This window comes from Flavobacterium arabinosi (assembly GCF_048158725.1).
GTDB lineage: Bacteria > Bacteroidota > Bacteroidia > Flavobacteriales > Flavobacteriaceae > Flavobacterium > Flavobacterium arabinosi.
Map to the genome: position 1 here is coordinate 98,142 of NZ_JBLNKX010000004.1, position 15,208 is coordinate 113,349.

General features: G+C 35.0%; 16 protein-coding genes. 12 read left to right on the forward strand and 4 right to left on the reverse strand.

Going from position 1 to position 15,208, the window contains the following annotated elements; genetic code table 11:
- Positions 1-112: 112 nt before the first annotated feature.
- The 11 genes from ACM55K_RS09635 to ACM55K_RS09685 all read left to right on the forward strand — a co-directional run bounded on the left by ACM55K_RS09635 (position 113) and on the right by ACM55K_RS09685 (position 9,527).
- Positions 113-1,399: a serine hydrolase domain-containing protein gene (locus tag ACM55K_RS09635; RefSeq protein WP_416850027.1), complete on the forward strand. Its 1,287-nt coding sequence runs from the start codon at positions 113-115 to the stop codon at positions 1,397-1,399.
- Between the two features lie 329 nt (positions 1,400-1,728).
- Positions 1,729-2,364: a phosphoribosyltransferase gene (locus tag ACM55K_RS09640; RefSeq protein ID WP_416850028.1), complete on the forward strand. Its 636-nt coding sequence runs from the start codon at positions 1,729-1,731 to the stop codon at positions 2,362-2,364.
- A 41-nt stretch (positions 2,365-2,405) separates the two neighbouring features.
- The gene (locus tag ACM55K_RS09645; protein ID WP_416850029.1) at positions 2,406-3,050 is read left to right on the forward strand and encodes a dienelactone hydrolase family protein; all 645 of its coding nucleotides are present in this window, start codon (positions 2,406-2,408) and stop codon (positions 3,048-3,050) included.
- A gap of 134 nt (positions 3,051-3,184) precedes the next feature.
- Positions 3,185-3,622, forward strand: coding sequence for a VOC family protein (locus ACM55K_RS09650; protein ID WP_416850030.1), 438 nt, complete (start codon positions 3,185-3,187; stop codon positions 3,620-3,622).
- An 86-nt stretch (positions 3,623-3,708) separates the two neighbouring features.
- Positions 3,709-4,317, forward strand: coding sequence for a sterol desaturase family protein (locus tag ACM55K_RS09655; protein ID WP_416850031.1), 609 nt, complete (start codon positions 3,709-3,711; stop codon positions 4,315-4,317).
- A gap of 17 nt (positions 4,318-4,334) precedes the next feature.
- The gene (locus tag ACM55K_RS09660; protein ID WP_416850032.1) at positions 4,335-5,291 is read left to right on the forward strand and encodes a DUF6695 family protein; all 957 of its coding nucleotides are present in this window, start codon (positions 4,335-4,337) and stop codon (positions 5,289-5,291) included.
- 137 nt (positions 5,292-5,428) lie between these two features.
- The gene (locus ACM55K_RS09665; protein WP_416850033.1) at positions 5,429-6,037 is read left to right on the forward strand and encodes a YkgJ family cysteine cluster protein; all 609 of its coding nucleotides are present in this window, start codon (positions 5,429-5,431) and stop codon (positions 6,035-6,037) included.
- A gap of 354 nt (positions 6,038-6,391) precedes the next feature.
- On the forward strand, positions 6,392-7,285 hold the full coding sequence (locus tag ACM55K_RS09670) for a dienelactone hydrolase family protein (RefSeq protein ID WP_416850034.1): 894 nt from the start codon (positions 6,392-6,394) through the stop codon (positions 7,283-7,285).
- A 209-nt stretch (positions 7,286-7,494) separates the two neighbouring features.
- Complete coding sequence (locus ACM55K_RS09675) at positions 7,495-8,475, forward strand: dienelactone hydrolase family protein (RefSeq protein ID WP_416850035.1); 981 nt, start codon at positions 7,495-7,497, stop codon at positions 8,473-8,475.
- A 334-nt stretch (positions 8,476-8,809) separates the two neighbouring features.
- Entirely contained in the window at positions 8,810-9,394 is a 585-nt protein-coding gene (locus ACM55K_RS09680) for a zeta toxin family protein (RefSeq protein ID WP_416850036.1), read from the forward strand.
- A complete protein-coding gene (locus ACM55K_RS09685) occupies positions 9,381-9,527 on the forward strand; it encodes a hypothetical protein (protein WP_416850037.1) in 147 nt (48 codons plus the stop codon). Before ACM55K_RS09680 ends, ACM55K_RS09685 begins: the two co-directional genes overlap by 14 nt.
- A gap of 144 nt (positions 9,528-9,671) precedes the next feature.
- Here the strand turns inward: ACM55K_RS09685 and carB are convergent, their stop codons facing one another.
- A complete protein-coding gene (gene carB, locus ACM55K_RS09690) occupies positions 9,672-12,524 on the reverse strand; it encodes a carbamoyl-phosphate synthase large subunit (RefSeq protein ID WP_416850038.1) in 2,853 nt (950 codons plus the stop codon).
- A gap of 154 nt (positions 12,525-12,678) precedes the next feature.
- A complete protein-coding gene (rpmH, locus tag ACM55K_RS09695; RefSeq protein ID WP_007136275.1) occupies positions 12,679-12,840 on the reverse strand; it encodes a 50S ribosomal protein L34 in 162 nt (53 codons plus the stop codon).
- 164 nt (positions 12,841-13,004) lie between these two features.
- Here rpmH and ACM55K_RS09700 point away from each other — a divergent pair, with 164 nt between their 5' ends.
- Positions 13,005-13,520, forward strand: coding sequence for a DUF2892 domain-containing protein (locus ACM55K_RS09700; protein ID WP_416850039.1), 516 nt, complete (start codon positions 13,005-13,007; stop codon positions 13,518-13,520).
- Between the two features lie 62 nt (positions 13,521-13,582).
- On the opposite strand, the gene ACM55K_RS09705 is transcribed toward ACM55K_RS09700, so the two are convergent.
- Both ACM55K_RS09705 and ACM55K_RS09710 read right to left on the reverse strand, forming a co-directional pair.
- A complete protein-coding gene (locus ACM55K_RS09705; protein WP_416850040.1) occupies positions 13,583-14,476 on the reverse strand; it encodes a lytic transglycosylase domain-containing protein in 894 nt (297 codons plus the stop codon).
- 28 nt (positions 14,477-14,504) lie between these two features.
- Positions 14,505-15,188, reverse strand: coding sequence for an alpha/beta hydrolase (locus ACM55K_RS09710; protein ID WP_416850041.1), 684 nt, complete (start codon positions 15,186-15,188; stop codon positions 14,505-14,507).
- Positions 15,189-15,208: the final 20 nt, after the last annotated feature.

Below are 15,208 nucleotides of genomic sequence, written 5' to 3' on the forward strand. Positions count from 1 at the left end.
AACTTACCGATCCTATTTTTTGTTGAGAGTACTAACTAAAAAATTATTAGTATTTTAGCCACCGATTCTTTTCCTATTCGAACAGGAAAATAGAAACTAAACTAAATATTTTATGAAAAATCTGTTCCTTCTCCTCTTCAGTATTTACACACTATCGTCTTTTGCACAAACAACTTCAATTAAAAAATCTCCGTTACTTAAGGAAGCGTCTGCTAAAAGTGTTGGAATGTCAGAAGAAAGACTAGCAAGAATTGATTCAATGTGTAAAGAAGCAGTAGAAAAATATGAAATTCCTGGAGCTGTTGTCCTAGTGGCAAGAAACGGAAAAATTGTTTACTACAAAGCCTTTGGAATGGCTGATAATGAATCCGGAAAAGAATTAAAACGTGATGCTATTTTTAGAATCGCTTCGCAAACAAAAGCCATAACCTCTACTGCAATTATGATGCTATGGGAAGAAGGAAAATTTAAATTAGAAGACCCCATTTCAAAATATATTCCAGAATTTAAAAACGAACAGGTTTTAGACACTCTTTATGAAAATGGCACTTATAAAACTATTCCTGCCAAGAATCCAATTACCATAAGACATCTTTTAACACATACTTCCGGAATTGGTTATGGTGCAATAGACAGTGACGTGCGCTTTAAAAGAATATATAAAAATGCCGGAATAACCGATTTGTTTACCACAGAAAACATTAGTATAGAAGAAAGCATTAAAAAACTGGCAAAACTTCCTTTACACCATAATCCGGGGGAAAAGTTCACTTATAGCGAAAGCCTTGATGTATTAGGTTATTTTATAGAAATAGTTTCAGGAATGCCGCTTGATCAATTTTACAAAACACGAATTTTTGACCCGCTGGAAATGAATGACACCCGATTCTATCTTCCCGAGTCAAAACATAATCGATTGGTTTCGATTCAGAAAAAAGAAAATGGAAATTGGATTAAGTTTCCTACCACATTTTATGACCCTAATTATCCAGTAAAGGGAGCGCAACGCTTTTTCTCTGGAGGGGCTGGTTTATCTAGTACTGCTAAAGATTACGCTACTTTTCTACAAATGTATTTGAATAATGGAGAATTAAACGGTATCCGTCTACTAAGCAGAACTACAGTCGAATTTATGATGAAAAATCAAATAGGTAATCTACGAGGAGACACTGGGGCCTATCATGGCTTGGCTTTTGAAGTTATTGACGAAAAAGGCGAAAAAATGGGAGGCAGAAACAGTAAGGGTACATTTGGATGGGGAGGATACTTCAACACCCAATATTTCGCAGATCCAAAAGAAAATATTATCGGAATCATAATGAAGCAAACACAAGAAGCCAGTACGGATTCCACAGGTTGGAAATTTCGTCAATTAGTTGGACAATCTATTGATGATTAATATAAAAATCGAATTAAAACTAAATAATGCTTTTTAGTATTCGCTCATAATACAAAAGCCTTTATAAAAAGAAATCTCGCTCAAAAGTTTTGAACGAGATTTTTTTTTACTTTCAAATGGGATCTTAATTTGTTCAATCTTTTTTTGAGTTCAAGTCTTTTATTTACAAATCCCTTATGCAATGATTTTTTTGGGCTTTATATCAAACCCAACCAGATAAGATTTTAAATTTTGCCTCCTAAAATAAAATGTTTTAAAATAAATCAAACTAACTGAAAATCAGTACCTTTATATTGTATTTTATTTTTTTTATATAAAACTAAATGTTTATGTATAACCAGATGTTAAAAGATAGAATTGAAGCGGGTTTATTGCTTTCAGAAAAATTAAAAAAATATCAGAATACCAATACTGTAGTTCTTGCTGTTCCCAGAGGCGGAGTGCCTGTGGGATATATAATTGCCAAAAGTTTACATCTTCCTTTAGACATTGTGCTCTCCAAAAAGATTGGACATCCTTACAATAAGGAATTTGCCATAGGTGCCGTATCAATGGATTCTACGATTATTGATGAACATCCTGGTGTTTCCAATGAATATATAGAAGAAGCAATCGTCAGACTCCGAAAATTATTGCGGGGAAAATATGGACTCTACATGGGCAATCGCGAACCTATTGATATAAAAGGGAAAAACGTAATTGTGGTAGATGATGGTATCGCAACCGGAAATACCTTACTGGTCAGCATAAGTATGTTGCGAAAAAGAAACCCTGCAAAAATTATTGTTGCAGTACCGGTTTTACCTCGTGAGACTGTAGCAGTATTTGAGAAAAATGCAGATGAGTTTATCTACCTGATTGCCTCCAAATCTTTTAGAGGTGTAGGCGGATGTTACGAAGAATTTGACCAAGTCGAAGATGACGAAGTAATTAAAATATTGAGTGTTAAAAGCCCTATTGAATAGCATTACAAATCTACGTATTGTTTTATTTTAAAAAATCAATCATGGAGAAATTAGATTTGGAAATCCCCTTGTCATCTGTCACATTGAAAGGGGATTTAGTAATTCCTGAAAATGCAATTGGGATTATTGTTTTTTCACACGGCAGTGGCAGCAGTAGGTTCAGTTCCCGAAACAGAATGGTAGCAGAACTCATTCAGCAACAAAAGATAGGCACGTTCTTGTTTGACTTACTTACCGAAGACGAAGATCGTATTTATGAAAACCGGTTTAATATCGATTTACTGGCCAACCGATTAATCGAAACTACATTATGGTTAATGGGCTATAAAGGTGCCAAAAACTTACCCATAGGCTACTTTGGAGCCAGCACGGGAGCAGCATCAGCATTGAAGGCAGCAGCTCATTTTGGAAAAAGAATAAAGGCGGTAGTATCACGCGGCGGACGCCCTGATTTAGCAATTACTGAATTACCATTAGTAACCGCTCCAACACTACTCATTGTTGGTGGTGAAGATATCCCGGTTATTGGGATGAATAAAATGGCTTATGACGAACTGCAATCAATAAAAGAAATGAAAATAATTCCGGGAGCGACCCATTTATTCGAAGAGTCAGAAAAATTACAGGAAGTAGCTGATTTAGCGATTGTCTGGTACAAAAGACATTTGACAAAAGAAAACGAGTAATCCTTTTATGCTTGTCCCAAAGTCCCCAATCTATGTTTTCAATTTAACACTTAAAACCATTTATCTTTCTAAGTTATTGATAGTATTCAAATCAATTAAAAAAACAAACAATCTAACATTTAAATAAAACTACAATGGCAACAGTAAACACATACATCACCTATAATGGAAATTGCGAAGAAGCATTCAATTTTTACAAATCAGTGTTTGGTGGTGAATTCTCCTATTTTGGAAGATTTAAAGATATGCCAATGCAAGAGGGCAAAACCTGCCCTCCGGGAGATGCCGAAAAAATAATGCACATTTCCTTACCCATCAGTAAAGAAACAGCTATAATGGGAAGTGACAGCTTCGAATCGTTTGGCGCTAAAACCATTTACGGAAATAATTTTTCGCTTTCCATAGGTGCAGAAAGTAAAGAGGAAGCTGACAAACTGTTTAATGCACTTTCAGCGGGTGGAAAAGTAGGAATGCCTATGGAAGATGCTTTTTGGGGAGGCTATTTCGGGACATTCACTGATAAATTTGGTGTGAATTGGATGGTGAATTTTGAGAAAAACCAAGGGGAATGAAAATTATTTCATAACTTTTTTCGGCAAAATCAAAATATTAAATATTCTCAATTTTACAGCGTTGGAAGCATTAAAAACAAACAAATATGAAAAAATCAAAGGAATCCATACGACTTTTTGAAAATCCTATCTTGGAAAGTCTTACAAAAACCAATGCTTTGTTTGTAATCGCCACTTTAGCACTTATATCGCTAAGCATACTCCTATTTGGTATAATCAAAATAAAGCTATCAATACTGGGATATATAGCGTTATTTTTTTCGGGAACCTTTGTTTATACACTTGCCGAATATTTAATACACCGGTTTATTTATCATTCGGCAGAATATAAAAACCCTAAGAAATGGATATTCAAGATTCATGGAATGCATCATACTACTCCCCGGGACAAACAGCGATTGGTTTTGCCTCTTCCTGTATCCATGCCACTCGCTGGCTTATTTATATTTATTTTCTGGCTTATTATGGACAAGTATGTTCTTCTATTTTTCCCGGGTTTTTTAATGGGGTATTCGTACTATCTGTCTTTACATTATTTCATACACACAACCAAAGCTCCCAAAAACTTTTTTCGCTATCTATGGAAACACCATCTTTTACACCATTACAAAAATGAAACGGTAGCTTTTGGTCTTACATTTCCGCTTTGGGACATTATTTTTGGAACAATGCCAAAAGATAAAAAACTGGAATAACCCCAAAACGTTTTAAAATGACTAAACATAACGGAATGGCAATCGCAATTGCCTGGCCTGAATTTATTGGCAAACAGCCCGGTTCCTGGTATGATACCCCAATGCGCTGGTTGGGTCATAACAAAAACTTTCAATATAAAGTAGGTCATGCGTCATTGATATTAGTAGACGTCGCCTCAGGCAATTGTTCTTATTTTGATTGTGGAAGATACCATGCTCCTTATCAGCATGGACGGATTCGGGATATTACTACAGATGCAAATCTTGAAATTCATACCAAAGCTCATTTTATCAATAATAAAATCGCAAATATTAAAGAGCTGTTGAATGAAATTCAAAACAACGAAACTACTTTTGGTATGGGACCGTTATATGCTTCCTATTGTCCTGTAAATATTGAATCTTCCAGATCCAAAATTAAAGAACTGCAAAGTAAAGACGCGATTCCTTTTGGTCCATTTGTAATTAATGGAATCAATTGTTGTCGGTTTGTGAGAAACGGAATTTTGGCTGGAACCCCTGCGCTAAAATACCGTTTTAAATTGCGCTATTTATGGCGTCTCAAACCCATGCCCATAACCAATATCAACTGTCTTTCGGATAAAGTCATTATACCGGAAATTGTTGCTGATAATCCAAAAAGGCAACATCATCACTCCAATACAGTATATACCAAAGAAAACGTAAAAGGCACGCTACCGGCACCAACTAAACCTGAAAATATTCCCAAAGACAGCCAATGGTTGGGTGGCGAAGTTGCCGGAGGTTGGTTTTGGTTGAAACCAATTGACGAAGGATACTTAATAAACCGGTATTCATCAGCAGGTGTTCCAGAATGTACCGGAAAATTCAGATTAGCCGGCAGTGGATTCTTCAATATCAGAAAGTCTTATTCGTTTTCACACTTGTCTCATTGCAGCAAAGTAACAATCATTCAGGATGACGAATTATTTGAATTTTTAAGAGAAGACTAATTCGTACCTACAAAATAAATACTTCCTTCCTGCTTTATAGCTTTGCAATTGAAAAACAACCATATAAATTATAAACGATAAGAAAAACTTAATTATACAGTTACCCCTTTTTAATAGACTACCTTACACAAAAATCAATGTCTATAGAACATAAAGTTCGGCTGGTTGAAGAATTATTCGACCGTCTTGAAAATGAAATTAGTGTTTTCCAATCAGAAACTAATTTACATTGTCGTACTGGCTGTGGCCAATGCTGTTCTACACCAGACATCGTTGCTTCTCCGTTAGAGTTTTTGCCTTGGGCATTATACCTGTTTTTAAACAGCAAAGCCGAAGAAATGTTAATGGAATTGAACAATAAATCCGACAGCAACTGTCATTTATACCGACCAATAGATATCTTGGACCGCAGCAACGGAAGCTGCAGCAACTACCGCTATCGCGGATTGATTTGCAGACTTTTTGGGTATGCCGCGAGCAGAGATAAATATGGTAAACTGCGATTGGCCACTTGCAAAATAATCAAAGAAGAACAACAACAAAACTACAAGGATACTGAAGAAGCCATAAGCAAAGGATTATACGTGCCCATTTTTTCGGATTATTACATGCAACTGTCTCAAATTGACAACAGGCTCGCCATTACTTTACTCCCCATAAACGAAGCCTTAAAAATAGCCATTGAAGAAGTCTTGCATTATTACGCCTATAGACCGTTTCCGGGTGGATTGGAGAATATTGCCTAGAATAAAAAGAACAACTAATGCACATACTGATTTCAAGAAACTAGGGTTGGGACTTTAACAAAGCATTACTAACAGAGAAAAGTGTTGTCAAATGGTACGCAGCTGAAACGGTCTCGCTAAAGCGAAACGCTGATAAAAAAAGATTTTCCTCAACACTAATCTGCTTAATCTGCAAAATCTGCGTGAATTTTTTTTAGCACGCAGATCCAGCCGATTTTATAGTGCCGTAGGACTATCCCGAATTCTTAACACCAACGATTTAAAAAAAGTTAGATAGAATCGAAACAGTGTAATTCCGAATGATGCTAAAACAATCGCTTTTTTCCCTAAATTAGTTGAATTAAAATAAATTTTATGAAAAAGCTAACCAAAGAAGATATCAGTCAGGAGATTTTTGATTTATACGATGACTACGCCCATAATAAAATAGAAAGAAGGCAATTTGTTGAAAAGTTATCACTGTTTGCGGTAGGTAGTCTTACACTTCCATCACTCCTTAGCTTTATGACGCCAAACTACATCGATTCTATTTTGATAAAACCCGGAGATCCAAGGTTGAAATCAGAATTTATCACCTACGATTCTCCTAAAGGCGGAGGAAAAATCAAAGGGCTTTTATCCCAACCGACCGACACCAAAAAGAAATTACCGGGAATCATTGTCGTACATGAAAATCGAGGACTGAATCCGTATATAGAAGATGTAGGCAGAAGAGCCGCAATAGAAGGATTTATCACTTTGGCACCAGACGCATTATCGCCTTTGGGCGGTTATCCCGGAAATGATGATGCCGGAAGGGAATTACAAAAAAAACGTACTCGTGAAGAAATGCTCGAAGACTTCATTGCTGCCTACGAATACCTAAAATCACACAAAGATTGTAATGGACATATTGGTGTAGTAGGATTTTGTTTTGGCGGTTGGATTGCTAATATGATGGCGGTCAAAATTCCAGATTTGTGTGCAGCAGTTCCTTATTACGGCGGACAACCAACAGCCGAGGAAGCCGAAAAAATAAAGACACCCATAATGGCAAATTATGCCGGTTTAGATACCAAAGTAAATGAGGGTTGGCCCGCTTATGAAGCTATCCTTAAAAAGAATAAAGTAGAACATGTCGCTTATTTCTATGAAGGAGTGAATCATGGTTTTCATAACAATACCACTCCACGATACGATGAAGCCGCCGCAACTCTATCGTGGACACGAACTATTGATTTTTTCAAGGAGAAATTAAAGAAGAAATAATTTCAGAATTTTGATATTTAAAAGTCCCTTTATTGGGACTTTTTTGTGGCTGATTGTGAATTACTTTAAAGAAAATACTTAATAAATAAGAAGAGAGTGGCAATTTGATTATATTTGAAAAGACGAATTTAATTACAAATAGTTTTAACTCTTTTAGCATTGATTATATTAGATTTAGCTATGAGCAATTTTAAAAGACCTAACAAAAAATGAAATATTGTCAAACATTATTATTCCTTTTTTTATCTATTAATTTACTAGGACAATTTAACCCAAAACCAGATAAATATCAACACTATTCAATAATTAAAAAGAAAGACACCATCAATTTTCATTTATATTCAAATGATAAAATTGAGAATACAAATAGCATTTTACTTTTTCTACAGGGTTCTGGGCCAGAACCTTTTATGAATATTAAAAAAGAAGGTAAAATGACTTATATAAAAAGTCATATTCCTTTTGACTTAGAAAAAATACCCAAAAACTTCGTATTTGTTGTTATATCAAAAAAAGGAATCCCTTTTTCAACAATAAATAGTGAATTTAAAGCTACAAAATTGTTTTATGAAAATGAATCTTTAGAATACAGGGCAAACCAAGCAAATGAAGTCCTTAAATATTTAATAAGGAATTTAGTTAAAAAACCTAAAAAAATTATTGCAATTGGTCATTCTGAAGGAAGCGATGTTGCTGCTAAATTAGGAACAATAAATAAAGATTTAACTCATATTGGGTTTTGGTCAGGCGATGGAAACACTCAGTATTATGATTTCACACTTTTTATTAGAAAAGAGATTCAAAAAGGTACTTTAACAGAAAATCAAGGAAAAGTAAAAATGGACTCTTTATTAAATCAACTTAAAGAAATTGAAGCGGATGAAAACTCTATTAGTAAATTTTGGGAAGGACATACATTTCGACGTTGGACAAAATTTTCTGAAGCAGCGATTGATAATTTACTTCAAATCAAAATCCCAATTTTTGTTACAGCTTGTGGAAAAGACGAATCTGTACCTATTGAATCTACCTATTTGATTCCAATTGAGTTCATCAGACATAAAAAAAACAATCTAACATTTAAAGTATATCCAGATTATGACCATTCATTTATCATTTGGCAAAAAAATAAACCCGAATATCATTGGATGGATGTATTTGAAGAATTTATGAAGTGGACTAATGATTAATAAATATAGCCTGCTGGGTGGCAAAGTCATTCGCTCTACGAAGAGTTAGTCGGTTTACGCTGGGCAAATGTCTCCGACTTTGACCCCATAACAATGAGCCACTAACACAAAAAACTATCCCACAAAAAAGCCCCAATCGGGGCTTTTTACATATAACAGATTCAAGTTTTTATTTACTCAAATACATTTTTCTTCTGGATATAATTCGTAGAATTTATCATCTTTCAAGTCATCAATAAACAAGATGCTTTCTCCTGTTGATTCATCTATAGATTAAGATGATTGAATAAAAAACTAATAATTTTCATACCTAAAATTATTTACCTTTGTATAAATGAATAAAAACCTTTACATTATTGCTGGTTGCAATGGAGCAGGAAAAACAACTGCTTCCTTTACTATTTTACCAGAAATTTTAAATTGCAAAGAATTTGTAAATGCAGATGAAATTGCCAAAGGATTATCGCCTTTTCAGCCTGAAAAAGTCTCTTTTGAAGCAGGAAGAATAATGCTCAAACGAATCAACGAACTTTTGGAAACAAATCAAACCTTTGCTTTTGAAACTACTTTGGCAACCAAAAGTTATAAATCTAAAATTGTCGAAGCAAAAAAGCAAAAATATAATGTAACGTTGTTATTTTTTTGGTTAGAGACTGTTGATTTAGCGATAGAAAGAGTTAAAACTCGAGTCATTGAAGGAGGTCATAATATAGAAACCGAAGTCATAAAGCGTAGATACATCAATGGAATTAAAAACCTTTTTGAAATTTATCTTGAAATTGCAGATGAAGTGCTTATTTTTGATAATTCATTTGGAGTACCAGAATTAATTGCGGAAAAATCTTTAGACACTGAAATAAAAATTTTAAGCGAAACTAAATTCTATAACTTAAAAAAATATTGGAATGAAAGAGTATAAAAGATCTCAAAACCAACAAAAAATTGTTGATGGGATGAACAAGGTTTACGAGAAATTAATCGAATTCAAAAAGAAAACAAATAGCGAATTGGTTATTCTCAAGGATAATAAAATAGTTAGGATAAAACCTTAAAATCATAAAAAAAGCCTGCTCTACTAAGAGTTAGTCGGTTTACGCTGGGCAAATGTCTCTGACTTTGCGTCCACAACGAACAAGATTATCCCACAAAAAAAGCCCCGAAATTTCGGGGCTTTTTAAATATCAATAATTCAAGTTTTATTTACTCAAATACATTTTTCTTCTAGAGTACAATTCGTAGAACTGATCGTCTTTCAAGTCATCAATAAACAAGATGCTTTCTCCTGTTGATTTCATTTCTGGTCCTAATGCTTTATTCACATTATGGAATTTGCTGAAAGAGAAAACCGGTTGCTTGATGGCATATCCTTTCAACTGTGGGTTAAAAGTAAAGTCGGTTACTTTATTGTGACCTAACATTACTTTAGTCGCATAGTTCACATAAGGTTCTCCGTATGCTTTTGCTATAAAAGGAACCGTACGAGACGCTCTAGGATTCGCTTCAATGATATAAACAAGATCGTCTTTTATCGCAAACTGAATGTTGATTAAACCAACCGTTCTCAAAGCCAACGCAATATTTTTGGTATGGTCTTTTATTTGTTGCATTACAAACTCCCCTAAGTTAAATGGTGGCAAAGTCGCGTTACTATCTCCAGAGTGCACTCCACAGGGTTCGATGTGCTCCATAATTCCTATGATGTACACATTCTCCCCATCGCAAATCGCATCAGCTTCGGCTTCAATTGCTCCGGCCAAATAATGATCTAAAAGCAATTTATTTCCTGGAATCGTTTTCAATAAATTGATTACGTGCTCTTCTAATTCTTGTTTGTTGATTACAATTTTCATTCCCTGACCACCCAACACATAAGAAGGACGAATCAATAATGGAAAGTCTAAAGTATCAGCCAAAGCAGAAGCTTCGTCCGCTGTTTCTGCAATTCCAAATTGTGGGAAAGGAATTTTTAAATCGGTTAAAAGTTCTGAGAAACGTCCTCTGTCTTCGGCTAAATCCAAAGCGTCAAAACTAGTTCCTATAATTTTTATTCCGTATTTAGACAGTTTTTCGGCCAATTTCAAGGCAGTTTGTCCCCCTAATTGCACGATAACACCTTCTGGTTTCTCATGTTGGATAATATCGTAGATATGTTCCCAGAAAACAGGTTCGAAATACAATTTATCGGCTGTATCAAAATCAGTCGAAACCGTTTCTGGATTACAGTTGATCATGATGGTTTCATACCCACATTCTTTGGCGGCAAGCACCCCGTGAACACAAGAGTAATCAAATTCGATTCCCTGCCCAATTCTGTTTGGACCTGACCCAAGAACAATTATTTTCTTTTTATCCGTAACAACACTTTCATTGTCAACGTAACGAGTTCCGTCCGCTTTTTCTATTTCGGCTTCAAAAGTCGAGTAATAGTAAGGCGTTTTCGCTTTGAACTCAGCAGCACAAGTATCAACCAGTTTGAATACACGATTGATGTTCATTGTAGTACGTAAAGTGTGAACTTGACTTTCCAGACAACCTACCATGTGCGCGATTTGTCTGTCCGCAAAACCTTTTTGTTTCGCTTCCAATAACAATTCTCTTGGCAAAGATTCTACTTTATAGTTTGAAATTTCTTTTTCTAAAGTATAAAGCTCTTCATATTGTTTCAAGAACCACATATCAATTTTAGTGATTTCATGAATGCGGCTCAATGGAATTCCCATCGCGATAGCATCATAAATCACAAAAACACGATCCCAACTCGCAAAAGTCAGTTTCTCGATAATTTGTTCGTAGTTTTTATATCCTTTTCCGTCAGCTCCTAAACCATTTCTTTTGATTTCCAATGATTGCGTTGCTTTGTGCAATGCTTCTTGGAATGAACGTCCAATTCCCATTACTTCACCAACGGATTTCATTTGAAGTCCTAACGTTCTGTCAGCTCCTTCGAATTTATCAAAGTTCCAACGTGGAATTTTTACAATCACATAATCCAAAGTTGGTTCGAATAAAGCCGAAGTCGATTTGGTAATTTGATTTTGCAATTCATCTAAATTGTACCCCAAAGCTAGTTTGGAAGCAATCTTTGCAATAGGATAACCCGTTGCTTTTGATGCCAAAGCAGATGAACGAGACACACGAGGATTGATTTCAATCGCTACAATGTCTTCTTTATCGTCTGGCGAAACGGCAAACTGCACGTTACAACCTCCGGCAAAATTTCCGATGCTACGCATCATCAAGATGGCCATATCACGCATTTTTTGGAAAGTCGTGTCAGACAATGTCATTGCTGGTGCAACCGTGATGGAATCTCCGGTATGAATTCCCATTGGATCCATATTTTCGATAGAACAGATAATCACAACATTATCGTTTTTATCTCTCAAAAGTTCCAATTCGTATTCTTTCCAACCCATTAAAGCTTTATCAATTAAAACTTCGTGAATTGGTGATGCTTCTAAACCTCTGGTTAAAAGTTCATCAAAATCTTCTTTTTTATAAACGATAGCAGCTCCGGTTCCACCTAAAGTAAAGGAAGGACGGATTACTAACGGAAAACCAAATTCTTGGGCAATTTCTTTTCCTTCAAGGTAAGAAGTCGCTGTTTTTGCCGGTGCAGCAGGAATTCCAATTCTTTCAAGCAATTGTTTGAACTGCTCTCTGTCTTCGGTAATATTAATGGCATTGACATCAACCCCGATTAATTTTACTCCAAAATCAGCCCAAATTCCTTTTTCATCGGCTTCCAGACACAAGTTCAAAGCGGTTTGTCCACCCATAGTAGGTAAAACAGCATCGATTTGCGGGTGCGCTTTAAGGATTTCAATAATAGATTTGGTCGTTAATGGTTTCAAATATACGTGATCGGCCATACTTGGGTCGGTCATAATCGTAGCCGGATTGGAGTTGATTAGAATCACTTCAATTCCTTCTTCACGAATAGAACGAGCAGATTGTGATCCTGCATAATCAAATTCGCATGCTTGACCAATAACAATTGGGCCTGAACCTATTATTAAAACTGATTTTATGGATGTATCTTTTGGCATTTTATGGTAGTATTGTGTTGTGTAGTTATTTTTTTCGAAGTTCAAAGTTACTCAACTTTAACCCCTTAGCATTAAAACTTAACATTTTTAACGATAAGGTATAAAAAAAGGCGATACTAAAAAAAGTAACGCCTTATATATGTTTATAAAAACATTATTTTTTGTGTCTTGGTTCACAAGAAACAGTCAATTTATGTCTTCCTTTAGCTCTTCTACGCGCAAGAACTTTTCTTCCATTAGCAGAAGCCATTCTGTCCATAAATCCGTGCTTATTTCTTCTTTTTCTTTTCGATGGTTGAAACGTTCTTTTGCTCATTGCTTTGTATCTTTAAAATCTTATTTATATGTCTTCCTAATTTCGAATAACTGTTATTCTAAAACCGAGTGCAAATATACAAAGACTTTTTTTTCTCACAAGCAGTTTTGTAAAAATATTTTCAATTCCTTTTACTATATTTGTGATCTTAAAATAAACACACTATGTTTCACAGAAATATTAAACTTATTATCGCCGGACTTATTATAGCTACTGGCATTTGGCAATTTACAGAAGGAAATATCGGTAACGGAATATTCCTTATTTTATTGAGTGCAATTCCTATTTTTCTTTACTTCAAAAACGAATTCATCTTACTTGCCTTCTTAAAACTAAGAAAACAGGATTTTGAAGGCGCTAAAAAGTGGTTAGCTTACATCAAAAATCCCGAAACTGCTTTAGTGCAAAAACAACAAGGATATTTCAATTACTTACACGGAATCATGCTTTCGCAAACGAATATCAACCAAGCGGAGAAATATTTCAAGAAAGCGATTGAGTTAGGATTATCAATGGATATGGATTTGGCTGTAGCCAAATTGAATTTAGCCGGAGTTGCTATGACCCGCCGCCGGAAATTAGAAGCCACTTCCCTATTGAATGAAGCTAAAAAATTAGACAAACAGAATATGTTGAAAGATCAGATTACGATGATGAAAGATCAAATGAAGAAAATATAATTTTTTACAATTATCGAAAAAGGGTCAAATGATACACATTTGACCCTTTTTTTTGTCTTAAATTAATATCCCTTTAAAGGAATTTCGATTTGGTATTTTTTACCGGTATCGTTCAACAATTTCGTTTCCCTTAACCAAGGATTGTGTATTTTCAAAATCTTATAGTTAATCCCCTGACTTTTTGCAAAACTGGCCAAATCAGTAATCGAACTGTCAATTTCAATTTTCTTGGTTGGCAAAGCTCCATATAAATCTTCAGGAGCAATGGCAAACCCATATTTTACCGGATTCTTCATGATCTCTTTCAACGCTAAAATCCTGAAAACATAGCGAGACGTTTCTTCCGTAAGCAACAAATCATAATAATTAGACACTTTTTGAAGATCAATTTGTTTATTCACACCTGTCATTCCACCGTTATAAGAGGCTGCCGCCAAGGTCCAGCTTCCAAATTTTCCTTTGGCACTCAAAAAATAACTGCAAGCCGCTTCTGTAGATTTTTCTAAATCATAACGTTCATCAACGTTTTCATTGACTTCCATTTTTCTTTCTTTGGCAGTCTCCGGCATGAATTGCCAAACACCTCTAGCTCCCGCTGGCGAAACCACATTCACTAAACCACTTTCTATAACAGCCAGATATTTAAAATCATCCGGAATTCCGTTCTTTTTCAAAATAGGTTCAATTACAGGAAAAGCACGATTGGCTCTTTTTATAGCCAAAATAGTCGACGCATGCAGATTTACATTTACCAACAATTCCCTGTCCAAACGTTCCTTAACATCCGATATTTTCAATGGTGTTTCTTCCCCTGCAAAATCCAATTTTACTGGAAAAACCGACACTGATTCTTTTTTTAAGTTTTCTTTCTCTTCTGGATTTGCAACGGCAAAAATAAATATCCCACTTGCAAAAATTACGGTGAAGAGTAGCGTAAATTTATTTATCAATTTCATATTTTCTTTTTTTAAGTCTTTCGTTTCCTTACAAAAGCACGTTTGCTTCTTTTTTTGTTTCCAATATAATGGAAGGCAAATTTTCATTCAGCCATTTGTATTTATTCAAAATCATAATGTGCGTTCCACCTTTAACAACGACACAATTTTTAATATTTTTTATCGGAAAAACATCATCCATATCGCCATGAATATGAATTACGTTTTCATCAACAACTGTTCTGTCCCAAAGAACAACTTGTTCTACTGCCCAATTCAAATAACGAATATCCCGAACCGAAAGAAACTTTTCATACAATTTAAGCCTTTGATTCACTTTTTCCCCAAAGGAAAATTTAGCCAGACTTTCCATATTTAAAATCAGATTCATCGGAATCAGTTTATAGGCCTTAGTGGTCTTGGCAATTTTTAATCTGCGAGGAAATTCCAAATTACTTCTCACACTCGAAATAATAATTACTTTTCGGGCATCAATATATTTTGCCATTTCCTGAACTAAAATACCACCAAAGGAAACTCCAATCAAAACAGGATTCTTATGCTTAATTTTATCGGCAATTCGTTTTGCATAATCCGTTAAAGATTCATTGTCCATTGGGATTTCCCATTCTAATAAATGTATCTCAAAGGTATCTGTCGGAAGTGCAATCCGCTCAAAAATTGCAGTACTTGCCGCTAATCCGGGCATTAGATAAACTGGGATTTTACTCATAATTGTTTTAACGGTTTTAT